Consider the following 19730-nt stretch of genomic DNA (forward strand, 5'->3'; position numbering starts at 1 on the left):
GTCCCGGACATAAGGATATCTCGCTATGGGTAGCATCCCAGCTGTGTATCGACAGCTAATCGCCGCACTGCTGGCTGGCGGCTTCACTACGCTGACGGCGTCGCCATTTGAGCTATGGTGGTTGGGGCCGGTGGCCGCAGGCCTGATGTACGCGGGCACTCATCAGCTCACCGCTGCCCAGGCGGCCCTCAAGGGGTGGCTCTACGGGGTGGCGCTGTTTGGCAGTGGTGCTTCCTGGGTCTACGTATCGATTCATGACTACGGCTATACCGGCGTACCGCTTGCGCTGTTTCTCACCGCCCTGTTCGTCTGCGTACTGGCCCTATTTTTCGCCGGCACGCTATGGCTCTACCGCCGCTTTACCGGTCCCCGACTGGCGCTCGTGAGCTTTGCCGGTATCTGGGTGCTGGGAGAAGTCCTGCGCACCTATCTATTCACCGGGTTTCCCTGGTTATTGCTGGGGTCAGGGTATGTGGACTCGCCACTGGCTGCCTGGGCACCCATCGGCGGTGTTTATCTGCTATCGCTGCTGGTTGCCCTCAGTGGCGCACTCGGCGCGGCGCTGCTGCTGCGCCGTCAATGGTGGACGCTCGCACCACTGGCGGCTATCTGGCTGGTACCACTGGCGTTGCCTACGCAATGGACCACACCCGCCGAAACACCCACGCGGGTCGCACTGCTGCAGGGCAACCTTCCTCAGCTGGAAAAATGGACCCCTGAAGGCCAGCGCAATGCCGCCAACATCTACAGCGATTTGACCCGGGACGTCGCTGATGACGTTGACCTGATTGTGTGGCCGGAAACAGCCCTGCCCATGATGGAAACCCAGGCACGCCCGGTGCTTGAGCGCGTACAAAGCAATCTGCCCCCCGACACGGCGCTGATGACCGGCATCGTCCAGCGCGATATCGACGAGCGCTACTTCAACAGCGTGGTGGGCGTGGGCGATGTCGAGGGCAGCTATCAAAAAGAGCATTTGGTGCCCTTCGGCGAATACCTGCCGCTGGAAAGCCTGCTGCGCGGCGCCATCGACTTTTTCAATTTGCCCATGTCGAGCTTTACCAAAGGCGAGTCCGATCAGGCGCCAATGCAGGCCGCGGGGGTCAGCATCGGCAATGCCATCTGCTATGAAATCATTTACCCGCAGTTGGTGGCCAGCCGCGCCAGGGACAGCGATGTGTTGATGACGCTGTCCAATGACACCTGGTTTGGCGCCTCGATCGGCCCGCACCAGCACTTGCAGATGGCACGGCTCAGAGCGCTGGAAAATGGCCGCTACGTGCTACGTGCTACCAGCAACGGCATTACCGCGATCATTGATGCCCAGGGCCACATCGTCGAACGTGCCCCCCAGTTCGAGACCACGTCGCTCACCGGCGAGTTCTACGCCACCCAGGGGCTAACGCCGTTTACCCGCCTGGGTAGCTGGCCGGTGTGGTTTATAGCCGCACTGATGGTGCTGGTGGGTGTGCCGCAAGCTCGCCGTCGGTAAAATGGACATTCCGGCCGGTACGCGGCCGGGTGTCGACAACGCCGTTACAGGTATGGCCATGCTTAAATCTCGCCCCTTCGTATTGCTCGTCGCGCTTCCGCTGGTCCTGGCCTTGCTGCTGGGCGGCGCCATTTTTGGCGGACAGGTATTATCCGACAGCAATGTCGACGATGATATTCAGCGCGCCCTGTCGCAAACCCTCGATGCGCCCGGTGGCATCGAGCTTGCCAAGCTGCAGAAAGTGCAATACGGCTACACCATTTGTGGGCTGTACCGTACCGCCTCATCTGACCGTGGCTACGCGTCGTTCATGTACGATACGCAAAGCGACGAAGTGATCCTGGATATAGCGTCACAACGCTATAAGTCGCGCTGTAGTCTCTCCGTCGCCTGCCAGTAAACTAGCCTTCCGTCACCAGCCGGTTGATGTCAGCAACGGCGTCAGCGATCGGATGGCTGTCGCGGATCAGAAACCGGGCCTCACCCTCGCGATCAAACGCGAACACCGCGCTGGTATGGGTAACGATATAGTCACCGCGCTTGTTGGGCGCTTCGTACTCGTAGGTCACGCGCATGCGGTTGGTCAGCGCGTCGATCTCCGCCCGTTCACCGGTGATGCCGATAAACTCGTCGCCGAAGGCGCCGGTATAACGCTTGACGACCTCGGGAGTATCGCGCGCAGGGTCGACGGTAATGAACAGCACCTGGAGATCATCGCGCACGTCATCGTCGAGCCGGTTCAAGGTGCCCGCCAGCCTCGCCAGCGTAATCGGGCATACATCGGGGCAGAAGGTGTAGCCGAAATAGACGAGTGTCGCCTTGCCAGCGTAATCCTCGGCCTCTACCGCCTGACCGTTTTCATCGACCAGCGAGAAATCCAGCGGTGGCATGATCTCGTGGGTCTCTGCCGTGCGCCAGTTTGTATCGACGCAGCCGACGAGCCAGAGTGACGCAAGTACCGCCAACAAGCCTTTATACATAGAAGGTTTCCTGCATGAGAGACACTTAAAGTGCCGCTGGCGATACGACGTCAAAGGTAACGGACAGGCGCTGCTCATCGCTGAACTCCAGCCGCACGTCTACTTCGTCCCCGGCTTCCAGCGCTGCCTGGCGACCGATCAGCATCAGGTGATGCCCCTTGGGCGCAAACGCAAAGCGCTCCCCCGGGGCAATCTCGACCTGCTCAACCGCGTGCATATGCGCCATGCCGTCTTGATCAGAGCTGACATGTAGCTCGACGTTTTCAAAGGCATCACTTTCAGCACCGACCAGGATCACTGCCTCGTCACCCGCGTTATAGAGCTGAAAATACCCGGCCCCCGGCTGCTCGCCGGGCAGCAAGCTTACCCGCGCATCGGTCACCTGCACGTCCTGCGCGTAGGCATGACCAGCGGTTAATAAGGCCACCGCGAGACCGCCTATCCAGCGCCTGGAAGTCGTGAAAAGATTGCTTACCATGATATTTCTCCATTCAAGGAAGGGGCCGTTCAGGCCCTTTACCGGTCGACCATTATAAAGCACGCAAGACACCGCCGCGTGGTGACGACACGCTTTATTGACGCATCGTTACCATAGCGGGATCGCGGCTTTGTGCAACCCGACTGCGACATCGTGTCAGTCGACGGCTGCCCCAATGAAAAACGCCCTACCAATGGGCAGGGCGTTTGGTTTAAAAGGCGTACCGGTAGACTACTCAGGTATTTCGCCCAACACCTCAGGAATCGTGGTTTTGACATAGCGCCCGGGGGCGGGCTCGATCACGCTTAACTCGCCCTCACCCGGCTGGCGTGCGGCAACCATTCTTTTCGGGTCCGGGTCCGCATAGCCATTTTCGGTGATCCAGGCCTGCCAATGGGGCCACCACGACCCTTCATTGAAGGTCGCCCCCTCAAACCAGGCGTCATGGCTTTCAGGCAGTTGATCGTTCGTCCAGTAGCCATATTTTTGCTTATGCGGCGGGTTGACGATACCGGCAATATGCCCCGAGCCACCCAGCACAAAGGTGGCTGGCCCTTTGGGCAACAGCGCACCGTAGTAGGAGCTGTTCCACTTGGCGATATGGTCTTCCTTGGCCGACACAAAATAGCTGGGCGCCGATATCTTTCTGAGATCGATCTTCACCCCGTCCAGTTCGATACCACCGGGCTCCACCAGCTTGTTCTCCAGGTACATGTGCCGCAGGTACCAGGCATGGGTACCGGCAGGCAGGTTGGTGCCGTCCGTGTTCCAGTAGAGCAGGTCGAAGGCGGCCGGGGTTTCACCTTTCAGATAATTATTGATGTAGAACGACCAGAAAAGATCGTTTTCACGCAGCAGGTTAAAGGTATAGGCCATCGAGCGCCCGTCTAGATAACCTTTCAACTGCATGCTCTCTTCAATGCCCTCTACGACGCGTTCATTGAGGAATACGCCGATATCGCCGGGATCACGAAAATCCTGCAAAGTGGCCATGTAGGTCACCGATTTGACCTTGCGACCACGCCGCGTGCTGGTGAGATAGGCCACGGTTGATGCCGCAAGCGTGCCGCCAACGCAATAACTCAACAGATTGACCGACTTCTCGCCGCAGGCTTTTTCAATCGCTTCCATGGCGGTGATCGGGCCCAGTTGCATGTAGTCAGCCCAGGTAATGTCGTGCTGTTCCGGACCCGGGTTGCGCCAGGAGATCAGGAACACGGTGTGCCCCTGATCGACCAGCCATTTCATCATTGAATTATCTTGGCGCAGATCAAGCACGTAGTACTTGTTGATCCACGGCGGCACGACCAGCAGCGGTGTTTTATAGGTTTTTTCGGTGGTGGGCGTGTACTGGATCAGCTGCATCAACTCATTTTCATACACCACCGCTCCCGGGGTAACAGCAATGTTCTCGCCCACGCCAAAGGCGCTGCGGTCGGTCATGCGGACGTTGATGCCTTCGGCGGAATTGGCCAGGTCTTCGCGCAGCCGCTCAAGACCTTCCACCAGATTCTGTCCCTTGGTTTCCAGCGTGCGACGCATGACCTCGGGGTTTGTCGATACAAAGTTGGTCGGCGACATGGCGTTGACCACCTGGCGGGCGTAAAAGGCCAGGTTGCGCTTATGGGTTTCGTCCATGCCGCTCAGGCTATCCACCAGCTCATCCACCATCTGGGAAAACAGCAGATACTGCTGCATGATGGCCATGAAGTGGGGTTCCCGGGTCCAGGCCTCATCCTTGAACCGCCGGTCACCCTTCTCCGGCGTGACCAATGGCGATACCTCTTCACCGGCCATTGCCCGCATGCCCTGCTGCCATAGCAGCCACTGGTCCTGCAGCAGGCGTGCCTGGGTCTGCCATAATAGCGTCGGGTTCTGCATTAATGATTGCGCCCCGGCTTCAAAGCTTTCCCGCATATCGCTATACACGGAGTCGGCCGCTTCGCTGGGCGCAATGCGTGATAATAGATCCTGCATGAGACCTTGATACTGCTCACCAATATCTTTTAGCTGAGCGTTCCAGGCGTCCAGCTCTTCTTGAGACAGGCCATGGGGCGGTAATTCCCACTCTGCTGACATCTTCATTCTCCTCTACCGGCGCGCAACCCATACGCAACCCGTATGATGGCAGGTAATCAAAGACTCAAAATAGGCGCGGCGCCCTTGGGCGCCGCGATCAATCGGGTCAATCAGCTTTTACGCGATGATTGGCTGCTCGCTTTCGCGGGCTGCTCACCCTTGGCGGTGGGCTGCTCACCTTTGGCCGCGGCGCTGGCCTGGTCGGCCATTTGCTTGCCTGCTTCACCAAACAGTTTTTCCATTTCTGCCTTGAATTCAAGGCTCATCTCGCTCATCACGCGAGCGTCTTCCTGCATTTGCTGCGACAGCTCGTTCATCATGGCTGCTTGCTGCGTGCCGAAATCGCGCAGGCTTTCAGCATCCTGAATGTCGGTGGCGTTACGCAGGCGTTCGGTGCCCATCTGGCTGTAGCGCTTCATCGCCTCCAGCTGATATTGGGTCATCTTTTCCATGTTGTTGAGCATCAGCGAGTTGATCTTGCGCATCGGCTCAAACATCTGGCGGGTTTGGGCGTTGAAGGCGTCCATCATTTTATCTTGCATGGTGTCTACTCCTCTTTTCGTTCCTTGGCATGAGCCGAGAGTGACTCACACAAACGCAAATTGCTGCACTGCAAAAAGAGTAATCCTTGACAGGGTGTGTTGCAACTACCTAGACGAAAACGGCTTCTACCGCTTTGGTCGTGCCCTGGCGACATTACCCTCACAGATCACGCTGCTTTCCGTTCACTCCGCTTTCCGTTTTGCCCGTGAACGGGAAGATGCCGTTGCCTTGGCGTTGGCATCGGTGCTCTTGGTACTTGTCGTGCTACCTTTTTGAGTTTTGTCCTCTTCGGGGGCGCCGCTACTGGTACTGGCGTTCCCTGCCTGCTTCAACATATCCAGCATCATCTGCTGATAGGTGCCGAAGTTGGACAACCCCTGAGAAAGGCCCTGCTGCATCATGGGCTGCTGCAGGAAGGGCCGCATCAGACTCATGGGATCATACCCTTCAACCCCGGACTCCATTTGCCGCTGAATGTTATCAAGCAAATGTTGCTGGAACGCTTCAACATCGGGCAACCCCAACGCCTGGCGAAACTCATCGGGGGTGAGATCGAACTCAACGTTAATCTTCATCGGCGGCTCCTGCTTTATTAACCAATCTTGTTTTATTTAAGTGTAGCAGCGATATACGAAGGACACCTTGCCGCTAGCGTTGGGTTAGCCGCGGCGTATCAACGCTTACCTCACCGTTTTGCCCTCGCTGCCGTAGCCAGTGGTCCATCAGCGTGATCGCCATCATCGCTTCCGCGATGGGCGTTGCGCGAATACCCACGCAAGGGTCGTGACGACCTTTGGTCACTACCTCGACGGCGTTGCCGTTGACGTCGATCGAGCGCCCCGGCGTGGTGATGCTTGACGTCGGCTTAAGCGCCAGGCGCGCCACAATGGGCTGGCCGCTGGAAATTCCCCCCAGCACCCCACCGGCGTGGTTGGACAAAAAGCCCTCCGGCGTCATCTCGTCGCGATGCTCACTGCCCCGTTGATCAACGCAGCCAAACCCGGCACCAATCTCAATCCCTTTTACCGCATTGATACTCATCAAACCATGCGCCAGATCAGCATCCAGGCGATCAAATACCGGCTCACCCAGCCCGACCGGCACACCCTCGGCCACCACGGTGATCTCCGCGCCGACGGAATCCTGATCACGGCGCAGCTGATCCATGTAGTCTTCAAGCTCGGGCACTTTGGCGGGATCGGGGCAGAAAAACGCGTTCTGCCCGACGGCATCCCAGGAGTGGAAATCGATCTTGATCGGGCCGAGCTGGCTCATGTAGCCACGCACCTGCACGCCCTGAGCCGCCAGGTACTGCTTGGCGATGGCGCCCGCAGCGACGCGTACCGCGGTTTCCCGCGCGCTTGAACGACCTCCGCCACGATAATCACGGTGACCATACTTGTGGTGATAGGTGTAGTCCGCGTGGGCGGGGCGGAACTGATCCTTGATTTTTGAATAATCTTTCGAGCGTTGATCGGTGTTCTCGATGAGCAAACCTATCGAGGTCCCGGTCGTTTTGCCTTCGAAAACCCCCGACAGGATTTTCACCTGGTCCGCTTCCTGGCGCTGGGTGGTATACCGCGAGCTGCCGGGGCGGCGGCGGTCCAGGTCGTGCTGTAAATCCGCCTCGGATAGCGGCAGCCCCGGCGGGCAGCCATCGACGATCGCGCCTAGCGCCGGGCCGTGGCTTTCCCCGAAGGTGGTGACGGTAAATAGTTTGCCAAATGTATTGCCGGACATGAGCCTTAGCTCCTCACGCAAAAGACGCCGCATGGGCGTCGAGTTCAGCGGCGCTCAGGGCAAAGACGCCCTGGCCGCCACGCTCGAATTCAAGCCACATGAACGCCACCTCGGGAAAGGCAGCCTCCACATGGCGGTCTGAGTTACCCACCTCGACAATCAGCCACCCTTCATCGGTCAGGTGTGCGCGTGCTTCGCGCAGAATGCGCCGCACGATATCCAGGCCGTCGCTGCCTGCGCCGAGGGCAAGGGCAGGCTCGTGGCGAAATTCGGCGGGCATGGTGGCCAGGTCACGCTTGTCGACATAGGGCGGGTTCGAAATAATGACATCAAAACGCTGGCCCTCCAGCCCGCTGAATACATCGGCTTCCACCGCGCGTACGCGCTCGCCGACATCGTGGCGGGTGATGTTCTGGCGCGCCACGGCGAGCGCCTCCTGGCTGATATCGGCCAGCGTCACCTCGCAGGTGGGCAAATAAAGCGCGGTGGCAATGCCGATACAGCCGGAGCCGGTGCACAAATCCAGCACCCGTTCGGGCGGCTCTTCGGGGAACCAGGCGGCAAAGCCATCCTCTATCAATTCCGCCATCGGCGAGCGCGGAATCAGCACGCGTTCGTCAACGTCAAACGGATAACCGGCAAAGAAAGCTTCTCCCAGCAGGTAAGGCAGCGGTCGACGCGTGGTGATTCGCTCACGGGTCAGGGTCACAATGCGCTCGCGCTCCATCGGCAACAGACGTGCATCCTGTACGCCTGGGTCGACATTCCAGGGCAAATGCAGCGCCCCCAGACACAGCGCAACGGCTTCGTCCCATGCCGACTCGGTGCCATGGCCGTAATAGAGCCCCGCCAGATAGAACTCGCTGGATACCCAGCGCAGGTAGTCACGTAAGGTTATAAGCTCGCTCACCAGCGCCGTATCCGGCAGGGTGAGGGAGGAAGGCGAAGTCTCGGCGTTGAGAGGCTGGGTCACATCGGCTCCTGGTCAACAAAAGCGGCCATCTCTTGGGGAGACGGCATGGCAAAAGAAAGATTGTACCTTTGACGCTGCCCGGTTCACAGCAGCGTGCATCTCGCTATACTGTGCGCCTGTTCTCCGTTTTGCCCATTTGCCATTTGAGCCTGTCATGACACGACGCCGCCACCTGCCCGATGATGACGATATCAGTGCTTTCCGCCAAGCGCTGAAAGCCGCGGGCGTGCGTCGCATGGCCACCAACCAGGCCGACCCCGGCAAACCCAAGCGCAACGATGATGCCCAGCAGGCCAGGCGGCAGGCGGCGGTGGAAAGCAATACCTTCGCCACCACCGGCCGCACCTCTGATGGCCGGGTCGAGGCGGTGCGCCCTTCCGAGTATCTGGAATTCAGCGTCGCCGATTTGCCCTGGCGTACCTTCAGCCAACTCAAACGTGGCCAGATGGCCTGGCAGGCCGGCCTCGACTTGCATGGCTACACCCTTGAAGAAGCCCGGCTGGAACTTGAGAGCTTTCTGCGGGATGCAACTGCTCAAGGGCTTCGCTGCGTGCTGGTCGTCCACGGTAAGGCCTGGGGCACAACGGCTGATTTTCCAGTACTGAAAAGCCACACCAACGCCTGGCTGCGCGAGTGGCCCGGCGTCCTGGCGTTCTGCTCTGCCATTGAGATCGACGGCGGCACCGGCGCGGTCTACATCCTGCTACGCAAACGCGGCCAGTAGGCCCCTTATTCTGCCATACCCGGTTCTTGCGCATCCGACGCGGTGTCGGGCATACGCCGTGCCAGGGCATCATCGGCCAGATGACGGCCCAGGCGGATCAGATCCCTGGCACGGTGAAACTCGTAGGTACTGCACACCGTTTTGGGAACTTCGATGAGAATATCTGGCGGGTAACCGGCAATCTTATATTTCGCCAGCGCCGCCTGGGTAATATCGAACGATTCGAGGATCATATCCAGCTTGCCCCATTCCCGCTTGCCGCGAAGGTCCAGCGTCTCATCCACCTCACCCTCTTCGTTACGGCTGCCCAGCTCGCCCCATAGTCGCCGCGTGGTAGCCCGCACTTCGTCCATCCAGCCACCGATATTGGCATCGCGATCACGCTCCCGGGTGGTGCGGCTATCGCTATTCTCGTCACTGGGAAGCAGGGTCTCCAAAGACACCGGCTGCGGGCTGTGGGCGGTCACGTTGACCGCCACCACAAAGTCTGCCTCGTGGGCGGCGAGTATGGGCATCATGGGCAGCGGATTCAGCAGGCCACCGTCGACCAGTACCTGCCCTCCCAGATGCACAGGGGTAATCACGCCGGGCACGGCGATCGATGCCCGTATCGCGCGCAGCAGCGGGCCGTTTTGAAACCATACCTCGCGCTGACGTACCAGGTCAGTGGCCACGGTGGTTACCGGAATCGGCAGGTCTTCCATCAATGTATCGCCGACCAGCCCTTCCAGCTTGCTCATGATCTTGCTGGCCCGCATGGCGCCCATCGGGCTCCAGGTCACATCGACCAGCTTGAGCACATCCAGATAGTCCAGGTTACACACCCATTCACGGTATTCGGGAAGCTTACCCGACGCATAAATACCGCCTATCAGCGCGCCCATGGAGCACCCGGCAATCGAGATAATCTCGTAACCCCGGGCTTCCAATGCCTCAATCACACCGATGTGCGCATAGCCCCGGGCACCGCCGCTACCCAGAACCAGCGCCACTTTATTACCGTTATTGCCGTTCGATACACTGCCATCGGCCAGATTCGGTTCGTTCATTGCTCGTTTCCTACGACTGATCCCGACGTTTCATGGATAGATTGCGTAATTACCTCGGCAACGCGGGACACCCCCTGGGGTTCAAGGTGCAGGTGATGACCGCCTGCCAGTACATGGCGTGTTAAGTGGGGTACCGCCTGGCGGGCTTTTCCCGCCCAGCCGCGCTCGCCTAAGATGCCCTCCTCACCTTCTATCAATAGCACCGGTGCCTGGATGTCGGCCAGTAGCGCTAACACCTGGGAAGGCGTAAAGCGTACCAGCGATGGCTTCAACAAGCGGCTGTCGGTGCGCATCTGTACGTGCCCGTCAGCCGCCACATCGGCATTGCGCTCCACCAGCGGCGTGGCCGTGATGGTATCTAACGGGGTAACACCACCGGCCACGCGGGCCGCCACCGCGGTGGCCAGATCAGGGTAACGCGGTGCCCGGGAAGTGGGCCGTCTATGCGCCATTAACCCCTTGCGCAGCTGGCTTGCCGTGTCACTGGCGGGGGTATTGAGCGCACCCAAGCCATCCAGCAGCGTCATTCGCTCAATGCGCTCCGGCAAGGCAGCCGCCAGTAAACAGGCCACCGCGGCGCCCATGGAATGGGCGAGCAGCACCGCTCGCTCAATGGCCAGGTCTTCCATGGCATCCAGTACGTCGTGGCAATAATCCCACAGCGCGTAATCCTGCCCCGTCGGGGCGTGTGCCGAATAGCCATGACCACGGAAATCGATGGCCACAATACGAATATCCAGCGCTTCCACCAGCAATGGCGCTAACCGGGAAAAGCTTGCCGCATTATCGAGCCAGCCGTGGAGTGCCAGCCAAGTGGGCGCCTCCTCGCGCCCCCAGCTCAGCGCCGCCAGACGACCGTGGGCGAGGGAAAGGGAGTGCGGATAACGCCTTGAAGTGGGGTGGGACATTATTAATCTATCCTAAGCAAACCAACCGCCCTAGGCAGCAAGATGACGGCATAAAGCACAAACGGTACCATGCCAAACGTCATTGTCTGTACAAAATGACTGACACTCACCGACGTCCATCTTTTCCTGCTAGCGAGGCCTTTATGAAACCCCACCGTGATACCCGAACGCGCAACTGGGTCTTTTTCATCGCTGTGACCAGCGCCATTGTGGTGGGCCTCTGGCTGGCAAGATAAGCCTTCACGGATATTCCTAACAGCTCTTGCAATTTTATCCCCATGGCCAAATACTGTATATAAATACATATTTTGCCAGTGAGGAGGCTGACCATGACGCAGCCGTTATCGCCTATCGCGCCAGCCGTGCCGTTAACGCATCAGTCGCTGCCCTTTCCTCCGCTACACGGCCGCGCTGGGTTTAGCGGCTTCCCTTCCCCCGCCCAGGATTACGAGCCGCGCACGCTGGACCTCAACGTGCGCCTGATCAAGAACCCCACCCACACGTTTTACCTGACCGCCACCGGTGACAGCATGGAGGGTTGGGGAATTTTCGATCGCGACCTGCTGGTGGTTGACCGTAGCCTTTCCCCTCGTCTGGGGCATATTCTGGTCGCCATGTTCGACGACGAACTACTGATCAAGCGCTACGCGCTCTATCACGGCACGCCGCACTTGTGCTCAGCGCACCCACATTATCCGCCGCTGCCCCTGGAAGACAACGACTGTCAGGTATGGGGTGTTGTCCGGGCGGTCATTCACGAATACCTGCGATGATGTCACCGCCATGATCGGACTGGTCGACGCCAACAACTTTTACGTCAGCTGCGAACGTGTTTTCCAGCCCCATCTGGAGGGCAAGGCCGTCGGCGTGATGTCCAACAACGACGGCTGCGTAATCGCCCGCTCGGCGGAAATGAAAGCGATGGATATTCCCATGGGCACCCCTGCCTTCAAACTGGAGGGGCTCCGCCAGCGCGGCGAGATTCATCTGCTGTCGTCCAACTATGAGCTGTATGGCGACATGTCGGCACGGCTCGCCCAACTGCTGCGGGACGCTTGCCCTGACATCGCCCCCTACTCCATCGATGAAATGTTTGTCTACCTGGAGGGCATGAGCGAGCACCAGTGCCAGGCCCTGGGCGATCGCCTACGCCGAGACATTCATCGTTGCCTTGGGTTACCGGTATGTATCGGGCTGGCACCGACCCACACCCTGGCCAAGCTCGCCAACCATGCAGCCAAGAAGCAGCCGCACTACCAGGGCGTTTGCCTGCTTGCCGGGAACGACGCCAGCACCACCGCCTTGCTGAAGCAAACGCCGGTCAGTGAGGTATGGGGCGTGGGCAGGCGGCTTGCCGAACGGCTTGCCATTAGCGGCATCCATAGCGCCCTGGATTTACGCGAGTGCGATAAGAAACAGCTGCGCAAACGCTTTTCCGTGGTGCTGGCGCGCACCGCCCTGGAACTGCGTGGCACCCCCTGCCTGACAATGAACGCGGTGGATCAGCCGCGCCAGCGCATCATGACGTCGCGCTCTTTTGGTCAGCCCACCGGGGTAAAAACGCAGGTGCACGAGGCACTCCGCCGCCATGCCCAGCGTAGTGCCACAAAACTTCGCGAGCAGCACAGCCTGGCGCGCTCGGTGATGCTGTTCCTGAAAACCAACCGCCACCGCCGTGACCAGCCACAGTACTTTCCCCACACCCTGGTCGCGTTACCCACCCCCAGCGACGATACACGCGTGATCCTCGACGCCGTCCGCCAGGGCCTTGAGCAGATATACCGCCCCGGCTATCGGTTCATGAAAGCTGGCGTGATGCTGCTGGATCTCGTCGACGCCCAACAGCATCAGCTATCGCTACTCGATGCCCCCGCCCGCCACCATCCCCGGCTAATGGCCACCGTGGACGCCATCAACCAGCGTATGGGGCAAGACATGATCCGCTTCGGGATGACCGATGACGAAGCCCCTTGGCAACTGCGCTGCGCTCATCGCTCGAATCGCTATACCACGCGCTGGGATGAGTTACTTGAAGTCGGCACTCACCCAGGCGCGATTGCCGACGCCAAGGCAAGACGGCAACAATCGCAGCCGTAACAGCGCTCAGCGGGGGCTCCGAACATGACGCAACCGCGGGCTGAGCGTTTCGCCCAAGCACGCCATGGCGACCAGAATCGCCAGTAACCACGGCCAGTGCGCGACAAAGGAGACCTGATAAATATCCAGCGCGTTGATAAAAATCACCACGATACCGAGCGGGCTGACGTAGCGCACCATGGTCAGCCACAGCGCATAGGGCAGCGGTGAAAGCCCCAGCTCATCGCGGAACGTCTCGCTCTTCAACACAAAGCCTGCCAGCACGACCATGCCCAGGCCGCCCAACGGCATCATCAAGCGCGAGGTCAGGTAATCCAGCCAGTCAAAGAAGTTCTTACCCGCCAGCGTCCAGTCGGCGCCCAGGTTGAACGACAGCATCGCCAGGGTACTGATCAGCCAAAGTACGATGCCGGTGCCCCACGAGGCCGCTTTACGCGAGAGACCTTTGTTATCACATAGCCAGGACACCGTCGCCTCGACCATCGAAATCGCCGAGGTCAGTGCGGCCATCGATAACATCAGGAAAAACAGAATGCCAAACAGCGTCCCCAGCGGCATCGCTTGAAACGCCAACGGCAAGCTCATGAAGATAAGCCCTGGGCCTTCGGCGGGATCCATCCCGTTGGCAAAAATCACCGGAAAGATGGCCAGTCCGGCCATCAAGGCCACCACGGTATCGGCAACCGCCACGCTTAGCGTGGTGCGCCCGATGGAAGTCCCTTTAGGCAGGTAGCTGCCGTAAGTCAGGATGGCCCCGGAGGCCAGTGACAAGGTGAAAAACGCGTGCCCCAGCGCGGCCAGCATGCCTTCACTGGAAAGACTGCCCGCCTTGAAAGAAAACAGGAAACTGAATGCCTGACCAAAGCCGCCCGAAAAAACGCCAAACACAATCAACAGCGCCAGCATCAGCACCAGCCCGGGCATCATCCAACTGACGTTTTTTTCAATGCCCTCCTGCACGCCTTTGCCGACGATCAGCATGGTCAGCAGCGTGACCAGGGTACTCCAGAAGCCCAGGTTCCAGGGGTTGGCGTTATTGGCACCAAACACTGCGGCCATATCGTCAACGCTGCTCCCCGAAAGGCCGCCGGTCAGCATCTTCCACAGATAGGAAAACGACCAGCCCGCCACAACGACATAAAACGACAGAATCATGAAACCGCAGAGCATCGCCATCCAGCCGATCAATGACCATACTGAAGACCGGCCGGACTCGTTGACCACCCGGCGAATGGCATCGACCGGGCTCCCCTGACCGCGCCGCCCAAAGGCAATCTCGGTCATCATGACCGGCACGCCCACCGCCAGGATACAGGCGAGATAGACCAGCACGAAGGCTCCCCCACCAAACTCCCCGGTGATATAGGGAAACTTCCAAATATTGCCTAACCCAACGGCCGACCCCGTCGCCGCCAGCATAAAGCCCCAGCGGCCTAACCATTGGATGCGCGGTTGCCCAGAAGACGCCATGATCTACCACCCTGTTGGAAAAAGCGCTTATCCTAGAGGATTTGGCAACGAATGCGCAAAAAATCCTGACGCGCGCGGCCATTCAACACATCATGGCGACATTCAAGACGTCACTACGAGGCATACACGGCGGCTTTGGCCTCGGCGTCCAGCCGCTGCGCAGTTTGGTCGACACGCCGCAACCAGGCAAACAACAGGGCGCCCAGAGCCACGAAGCCACCGGCCAGCCAGAGACCAACGTTATAGTGGCCTGAAGCCTCCGCCAACATGCCTGTCAGCGCCGGCGCGATAATCTGCGCGGCGCCGTAGGCCAGGGTCATTTGCCCCATCAAGCGTGCGGGGCTGGCGGGATACAGCCGCCCCGCCATGGTCAGTACCAGGCTGACACACCCCAGAAAGGTGCCGCCATAAAGCACTGCGCTGAGCAGCACTGCCGCCAGATTCGTCGTCATGGCGGGCAGGACAATGCCGATAACCTGCAGACTCATGGCCAGTATAAGTGCACCCAAATAGCCGATACGACGCGCTACAAGATCCCACAGGATGACCGCAGGGGCCGCCGCCAGGCCCACCAACGCAAAGGTCCAGTTACCGGCACCGGCCAACAGCGGTTCGCGCTCCACAATCGTGACGATGAAAGTAGCGCTGATCACATAGCCATAACCCGCACAGAAATAAGCGGCCAGCATCCAGCGCATAAAGGTACGGGTGGGTGGGTTGGCGGCGGCGGTGTTATCCCCCGAGGTACCGGGCACGGCAGGCAGTGGCCTGGGCAGCCAGCGCCAGGCGGGTACGAGCAACACTACGCCAAGCAGGCTGAATCCCCACCATTGCGCCTGCCAGTCCAGCGACAACGCCAACATCAGCTCAACGGCGACGGCCGCAAGGACAATGCCAAGGCCAAGCCCGGCAAAATGAATGCCCAACTCACCGCGCTGGCGGTGCTGAATCAACCAGTGAAGAATCAGCCCCGAGGCCAGCAGCATCGCGCCGCTGCTCGAAAACCCCGCCAAAAAACGCAGCCCCGCCCAGAGCCAGAAATGCTCGGTCAGTGCCATGCCTGCCGTGGTGAGAACGGCCAGTACCAGGCAAATACGGTACAGCGTATCTTTGACATGAATACGACGAATCGACGCCGCCAGCACCGCGCCCAGCATATAGCCCGCGTAATTGAGTGCCGCCAGCCAACCACCATCGGCGTCGCCAATCCAGCTCTGCTGCTGCATGACGGGCAATAGCGGCGTATAGGCAAAGCGCGCCACCCCAATACACAGCAACTGACTGAAAACACCCGCCAGCAGCACCTTGAAGCGCTGAGAGCGAAGGGTAACGGTGGCCATATCGACATCCTCGTCGTGAATGCTGGGTTTTTATATGCGGCTTTACTAAAGCCATCATAAGATGAACCCCACCAACATGACATCGTCTAAACGTCGCCTACCGAGGACGCGTATGGCGGCATAATCTGTCACACTGGATCATCTTGATTATCCCTCAACTGGAGAAAGCTTAATGAGTGATAGCGCCACACCCTGGACACAACCCATGCCCGACGCGCAGTTCAAGCTGATGCGCGATATCCTGGCGGCGCCAAGCCCCGTGGGCCTGGAAGCCGCCATGACCTACGGCGTGTTAAAGCCCTATTTTGAAAGCTTTGCCCCGAGCGACTGGCATCTGCACCAGTTCAAGGGCAATGCGGGCGTCGTGCTCGATACCCATCCCGGTCAGGATGACATGTTCAAGGTCATGATCATCGGCCATGCGGATAAAATCCGCATGCAGGTGCGCTCGATTGGTGAAGACGGCAAGATCTGGATCAACACCGACTCCTTCTTGCCCACCGTACTGGTCGGCCATGAAGTGAAGCTGTTTAGCGAAGACCCGGATGCCCCCGGCAGCTACCGCTGCATTGAAGGCGGCACGGTGGAAGCCCTGGGCGCCATTCATTTTTCCGACCCCGCCATGCGCGATGGCAGCAAAGGCCTGAAGAAAGAGCAAATCTATCTGGATTTGCAGATCCACGGCGAAAACAAGAAACAGCAGGTACTCAATCTTGGCGTGCGCCCCGGCGACTCGATTATTTTTGACCGCCCTATTCGCGAAGGCTTTAGCCCCAACACCTTCTATGGCGCCTACCTGGATAACGGCCTGGGCTGCTTTGTGACCGCTGAAGTCGCCAAGCTGATCGCCGAGGCAGGCGGCACCCAAAATGTACGCGTACTGTTCGCGATTGCCAGCTACGAAGAGATTGGCCGCTTCGGCAGCCGCGTCATGGCGGGCGAAATGAAACCTGATGCGCTGATTGGCGTCGATGTAAACCACGACTACGTGGCCGCTCCCGGCATCGGCGATAAACGCATGCAGCCGTTGGAGATGGGCAAAGGCTTCACCATGGCGGTGGGCTCGGTCGCCAGCGAACAGTTGAACCGCGTGATTGCCCAGGCGGCCAAAGCCAATGACATCCCCATGCAGCGCGACATGGTCGGCGTTGACACGGGCACCGATGGGATGGCGGGTGTGTTGGCGTCGGTGGACAGTGCCGCCACGTCAATTGGTTTCCCGATTCGCAACATGCACACGATTTCGGAAACCGGCAATACCCAAGACGTATTGGCCGCCATCCATGCGTTGACCCACACTTTGAAAGCGCTGGATAAACTGCCTGACCTGAAGCGTGAATTCCTCGATAACCATCCACGCCTTGACCAGGCAAGCCCCCTTGGCCACCAGGGTAGCGACAAACCCGACGACGAAGAAAACGCTGAAAAAGCCGATTGATCACGGCATTCGCAAAAAACCCCAGCCATTGCGGGCTGGGGTTTGAGCAGGTCCTCCTTGATCCTTCTTCATGAACGTCCTGTTCATGCGTCCTTGAGTCCATCAAGCATCCTGCTTGGTCTTCCCTGATGCGCATCCTCTGCGCTAGGCGCCCACAGTGCACTTCAAGACCAAGGGTTTATCTAACCCAGGATATGAAAGTCGAAAAAAATGACTTTTTTGCTCACCGAACTCCCCACCATGGCCTATGGTTAATAGTCCACCACTTGCCACTACCAGGTTGTGTGACGAGTGACCCAACAACACCCACGGGTAGGAGGTCAGCGTGCAACCTATCATCATCAACTACAAAGTCCGCGGTGTTGACATCATTTGCCGCCGTTGCGGCAATTTCGAGTCTCCCACCTCAGCGTTTCTGGCCCGCTTTCGCCTCGAAGGCACTGGTGAGCAAAGCGCCGTCTTACGCTGTTTGAGTTGCCAAACCAGCGCCTGCATACGGCGAAGTGCGCTCGACACGCTAACGCATGCTCGCGCCGGTTGACGCTACGCTTTTTAGCGCCCCCATCAGACGATGCTATCAGCCAGAGGCGGCTCTATTGCTGTCTCTGGCTTTTTATAAGCCTTATAAATTAGAATAAATTAATATATTTTTCATATAAACAATAAAATTTATTAACTGGACAACCCACTTTGGTAGTCAAGATTTTACTGGCTGAGTCGATAAACACTACGTGGCTGGTTCTCACACATAACACATATTATCGACATCATCAGGAAGCATTATGAAGCGTATGACAACGACGCAAAAACTATGGGGTACGCTCGCCATTATCTGGAGTGCCATGCTGTTACTGGTGGGCTGGTTGGCATGGGAAAACCGGCAGACCATCGAGAGTGAACGCCGTGACAGCCTGCAATACGTCATTGAAGGCGTGCACAGCCAGATTGAAGCGCTACAGGCAAAGGTTGAGGCTGGGGAATTGAGCCTCGAAGAAGCGCAGGAACGCGCTATTGATAATATCGCCAACGTCCGGTTTGGCGACGGTGAATATGTCTTTGCGTTTGATAACGACCTGCGCATTGTCTCCCACCCCAGTCGCGATGCTGGTACCGACATGAGCGACTACCAGGATGCCAGCGGACTAAGGCTGTATGCCGATCTTCTTGAAATGGCGCAGGCAGGCGGTGGTCACGTAGGTTACTACTCCACTCGCTTGGGCGGCGAGGAGCAGGTGCCCAAGTTAAGCTATGTGGCGCATTTGCCTGAATGGGGATGGTCACTGGCATCTGGCGTTTATGTCGATGATATCAATGCGGCGTTTGTATCGAGCCTAATCCGCTCGGGCGTCATTTTGTTGATTATCGGGGTGCCGGTGACGCTGCTGATGGGCTGGGTGATTCGTGATGTGTCCCGCCGTTTAGGGGGTGATCCTCGCTACGCCGCCAGCGTGGTCCGGCATATTGCCGACGGCGATTTGACGCGCACGACAAAGCTCTCCGCCCGGGACCAGCAAAGCTTGCTGTTTGATATTGACCGCATGCGTGAAACGCTATCAGACACCATCGGCAGCATTCACCATAGTGCGGATAACGTGAACACCTCTGTTGAACAGATCGTCGGCGTTAACGAAGAGTTATCCACGCGTACCGAGCAACAAGCGGCGTCACTTGCCGAGACGGCTTCCAGCATGGAACAGCTGACCGCAACGGTAAAACAAAACGCTGAACACGCTGACCACGCAAGCCAACTGGCAAGCAAAACCACCGACAGTGCTCAGCAAGGCAGCGAAGCAATGGAGTCCGTGATTGATACCATGTCGACGATTAACGATAGCGCGAAACAAATGAGCGGTATCATCGAAACGATCGACTCGATTGCGTTTCAAACCAATATATTGGCGCTTAACGCCTCTGTTGAAGCGGCTCGGGCCGGCGAACAGGGACGCGGCTTTGCCGTGGTCGCCAGTGAAGTCCGCCAACTGGCCAGCCGCTCGGCAACGGCCGCCCAAGAGATTAAGACACTGATTGACAATTCTGACGCTCATATCACGCAAGGCACCCGCCAGGTGCGCGACACCGGCAGCGTGATTAGCGGTATCGTCGACAATATTCGGCAGCTTGATACGTTGGTGAAAGAAATCTCGGCGGCTACCAAGGAACAAAGTTACGGCATCGAGCAGGTCAACGAGGCCGTCACCCAGATGGATCAAATGACCCAGCAAAATGCCGGGCTGGTACAAGAAAGTACCGGGGCCACCCAACGCCTGGCAGATCTCAGCTTTGAGCTACGCCAGCGGGTCGCGCATTTCCAAATTGCCGGCCACCAAGCCTCGGCAACACAGTCCCTCCCCTCCTCTCGCCATGGCTAAATAAAGCCTTTCCGGCTGGGCAAGCCCCTTACATGGCCTGCCCAGCCAGT

Annotated in this window: 18 protein-coding genes; 7 read left to right on the forward strand and 11 right to left on the reverse strand. The window is 58.7% G+C overall.

Annotated elements, in window-relative coordinates:
• Nucleotides 1–25 precede the first annotated feature (25 nt).
• Both lnt and ADS46_RS17515 read left to right on the forward strand, forming a co-directional pair.
• Nucleotides 26–1492, forward strand: coding sequence for an apolipoprotein N-acyltransferase (lnt, locus tag ADS46_RS17510; RefSeq protein WP_066322285.1), 1467 nt, complete (start codon nucleotides 26–28; stop codon nucleotides 1490–1492).
• A gap of 58 nt (nucleotides 1493–1550) precedes the next feature.
• Nucleotides 1551–1892, forward strand: a complete 342-nt coding sequence (locus ADS46_RS17515) for a hypothetical protein (protein WP_066322372.1) — start codon at nucleotides 1551–1553, stop codon at nucleotides 1890–1892.
• 1 nt (nucleotide 1893) lies between these two features.
• Here ADS46_RS17515 and ADS46_RS17520 read toward each other — a convergent pair whose 3' ends face one another.
• The 7 genes from ADS46_RS17520 to prmB form a co-directional block, all read right to left on the reverse strand.
• Entirely contained in the window at nucleotides 1894–2472 is a 579-nt protein-coding gene (locus tag ADS46_RS17520) for an SCO family protein (protein WP_066322287.1), read from the reverse strand.
• Between the two features lie 25 nt (nucleotides 2473–2497).
• On the reverse strand, nucleotides 2498–2950 hold the full coding sequence (locus ADS46_RS17525) for a copper chaperone PCu(A)C (protein WP_066322289.1): 453 nt from the start codon (nucleotides 2948–2950) through the stop codon (nucleotides 2498–2500).
• 231 nt (nucleotides 2951–3181) lie between these two features.
• Nucleotides 3182–5029, reverse strand: coding sequence for a class I poly(R)-hydroxyalkanoic acid synthase (gene phaC / locus ADS46_RS17530; RefSeq protein ID WP_066322292.1), 1848 nt, complete (start codon nucleotides 5027–5029; stop codon nucleotides 3182–3184).
• A 110-nt stretch (nucleotides 5030–5139) separates the two neighbouring features.
• Nucleotides 5140–5571, reverse strand: a complete 432-nt coding sequence (locus ADS46_RS17535) for a phasin family protein (protein WP_066322295.1) — start codon at nucleotides 5569–5571, stop codon at nucleotides 5140–5142.
• A gap of 183 nt (nucleotides 5572–5754) precedes the next feature.
• Nucleotides 5755–6147, reverse strand: coding sequence for a hypothetical protein (locus tag ADS46_RS17540; protein WP_066322296.1), 393 nt, complete (start codon nucleotides 6145–6147; stop codon nucleotides 5755–5757).
• A gap of 73 nt (nucleotides 6148–6220) precedes the next feature.
• Complete coding sequence (aroC, locus tag ADS46_RS17545) at nucleotides 6221–7312, reverse strand: chorismate synthase (RefSeq protein ID WP_066322297.1); 1092 nt, start codon at nucleotides 7310–7312, stop codon at nucleotides 6221–6223.
• Between the two features lie 13 nt (nucleotides 7313–7325).
• Nucleotides 7326–8285 (reverse strand): 50S ribosomal protein L3 N(5)-glutamine methyltransferase, encoded by a 960-nt coding sequence (gene prmB, locus ADS46_RS17550; RefSeq protein ID WP_066322300.1) that lies wholly within the window; start codon nucleotides 8283–8285, stop codon nucleotides 7326–7328.
• 154 nt (nucleotides 8286–8439) lie between these two features.
• Here prmB and ADS46_RS17555 point away from each other — a divergent pair, with 154 nt between their 5' ends.
• Complete coding sequence (locus ADS46_RS17555; protein ID WP_066322302.1) at nucleotides 8440–9009, forward strand: Smr/MutS family protein; 570 nt, start codon at nucleotides 8440–8442, stop codon at nucleotides 9007–9009.
• Between the two features lie 5 nt (nucleotides 9010–9014).
• On the opposite strand, the gene ADS46_RS17560 is transcribed toward ADS46_RS17555, so the two are convergent.
• Nucleotides 9015–10058, reverse strand: a complete 1044-nt coding sequence (locus ADS46_RS17560) for a patatin-like phospholipase family protein (RefSeq protein ID WP_066322304.1) — start codon at nucleotides 10056–10058, stop codon at nucleotides 9015–9017.
• Nucleotides 10055–10966 carry an alpha/beta fold hydrolase gene (locus ADS46_RS17565; RefSeq protein WP_066322307.1) on the reverse strand — a complete coding sequence of 304 codons (912 nt, stop codon included), beginning with the start codon at nucleotides 10964–10966 and terminating at the stop codon, nucleotides 10055–10057. Before ADS46_RS17565 ends, ADS46_RS17560 begins: the two co-directional genes overlap by 4 nt.
• A 329-nt stretch (nucleotides 10967–11295) precedes the next feature.
• Between ADS46_RS17565 and ADS46_RS17575 the strand changes: the two genes are divergently transcribed.
• Nucleotides 11296–11739, forward strand: a complete 444-nt coding sequence (locus ADS46_RS17575) for a LexA family protein (protein WP_066322312.1) — start codon at nucleotides 11296–11298, stop codon at nucleotides 11737–11739.
• 10 nt (nucleotides 11740–11749) lie between these two features.
• The gene (locus tag ADS46_RS17580) at nucleotides 11750–13063 is read left to right on the forward strand and encodes a Y-family DNA polymerase (RefSeq protein ID WP_066322314.1); all 1314 of its coding nucleotides are present in this window, start codon (nucleotides 11750–11752) and stop codon (nucleotides 13061–13063) included.
• Between the two features lie 6 nt (nucleotides 13064–13069).
• On the opposite strand, the gene ADS46_RS17585 is transcribed toward ADS46_RS17580, so the two are convergent.
• Both ADS46_RS17585 and ADS46_RS17590 read right to left on the reverse strand, forming a co-directional pair.
• Entirely contained in the window at nucleotides 13070–14533 is a 1464-nt protein-coding gene (locus tag ADS46_RS17585) for a sodium-dependent transporter (protein WP_066322317.1), read from the reverse strand.
• Between the two features lie 113 nt (nucleotides 14534–14646).
• Nucleotides 14647–15873 (reverse strand): YbfB/YjiJ family MFS transporter, encoded by a 1227-nt coding sequence (locus ADS46_RS17590; RefSeq protein ID WP_066322318.1) that lies wholly within the window; start codon nucleotides 15871–15873, stop codon nucleotides 14647–14649.
• Nucleotides 15874–16045: 172 nt separating this feature from the next.
• Between ADS46_RS17590 and ADS46_RS17595 the strand changes: the two genes are divergently transcribed.
• The gene (locus ADS46_RS17595; RefSeq protein WP_066322319.1) at nucleotides 16046–17311 is read left to right on the forward strand and encodes a M20/M25/M40 family metallo-hydrolase; all 1266 of its coding nucleotides are present in this window, start codon (nucleotides 16046–16048) and stop codon (nucleotides 17309–17311) included.
• Between the two features lie 782 nt (nucleotides 17312–18093).
• Entirely contained in the window at nucleotides 18094–19680 is a 1587-nt protein-coding gene (locus tag ADS46_RS17605) for a methyl-accepting chemotaxis protein (protein WP_066322321.1), read from the forward strand.
• Nucleotides 19681–19730: the final 50 nt, after the last annotated feature.

The organism is Halomonas sp. G11, from assembly GCF_001663515.1.
Taxonomy (GTDB): Bacteria; Pseudomonadota; Gammaproteobacteria; order Pseudomonadales; family Halomonadaceae; genus Vreelandella.

Coding starts and splice junctions, on each gene's coding strand:
- lnt (WP_066322285.1), top strand. CDS start 26: ATGGGTAGCATCCCAGCTGTGTATCGACAGCTAATCGCCGCACTGCTG.
- ADS46_RS17515 (WP_066322372.1), top strand. CDS start 1,551: ATGCTTAAATCTCGCCCCTTCGTATTGCTCGTCGCGCTTCCGCTGGTC.
- ADS46_RS17520 (WP_066322287.1), bottom strand. CDS start 2,472: ATGTATAAAGGCTTGTTGGCGGTACTTGCGTCACTCTGGCTCGTCGGC.
- ADS46_RS17525 (WP_066322289.1), bottom strand. CDS start 2,950: ATGGTAAGCAATCTTTTCACGACTTCCAGGCGCTGGATAGGCGGTCTC.
- phaC (WP_066322292.1), bottom strand. CDS start 5,029: ATGTCAGCAGAGTGGGAATTACCGCCCCATGGCCTGTCTCAAGAAGAG.
- ADS46_RS17535 (WP_066322295.1), bottom strand. CDS start 5,571: ATGCAAGATAAAATGATGGACGCCTTCAACGCCCAAACCCGCCAGATG.
- ADS46_RS17540 (WP_066322296.1), bottom strand. CDS start 6,147: ATGAAGATTAACGTTGAGTTCGATCTCACCCCCGATGAGTTTCGCCAG.
- aroC (WP_066322297.1), bottom strand. CDS start 7,312: ATGTCCGGCAATACATTTGGCAAACTATTTACCGTCACCACCTTCGGG.
- ADS46_RS17555 (WP_066322302.1), top strand. CDS start 8,440: ATGACACGACGCCGCCACCTGCCCGATGATGACGATATCAGTGCTTTC.
- ADS46_RS17560 (WP_066322304.1), bottom strand. CDS start 10,058: ATGAACGAACCGAATCTGGCCGATGGCAGTGTATCGAACGGCAATAAC.
- ADS46_RS17565 (WP_066322307.1), bottom strand. CDS start 10,966: ATGTCCCACCCCACTTCAAGGCGTTATCCGCACTCCCTTTCCCTCGCC.
- ADS46_RS17575 (WP_066322312.1), top strand. CDS start 11,296: ATGACGCAGCCGTTATCGCCTATCGCGCCAGCCGTGCCGTTAACGCAT.
- ADS46_RS17580 (WP_066322314.1), top strand. CDS start 11,750: ATGATCGGACTGGTCGACGCCAACAACTTTTACGTCAGCTGCGAACGT.
- ADS46_RS17585 (WP_066322317.1), bottom strand. CDS start 14,533: ATGGCGTCTTCTGGGCAACCGCGCATCCAATGGTTAGGCCGCTGGGGC.
- ADS46_RS17590 (WP_066322318.1), bottom strand. CDS start 15,873: ATGGCCACCGTTACCCTTCGCTCTCAGCGCTTCAAGGTGCTGCTGGCG.
- ADS46_RS17595 (WP_066322319.1), top strand. CDS start 16,046: ATGAGTGATAGCGCCACACCCTGGACACAACCCATGCCCGACGCGCAG.
- ADS46_RS17605 (WP_066322321.1), top strand. CDS start 18,094: ATGAAGCGTATGACAACGACGCAAAAACTATGGGGTACGCTCGCCATT.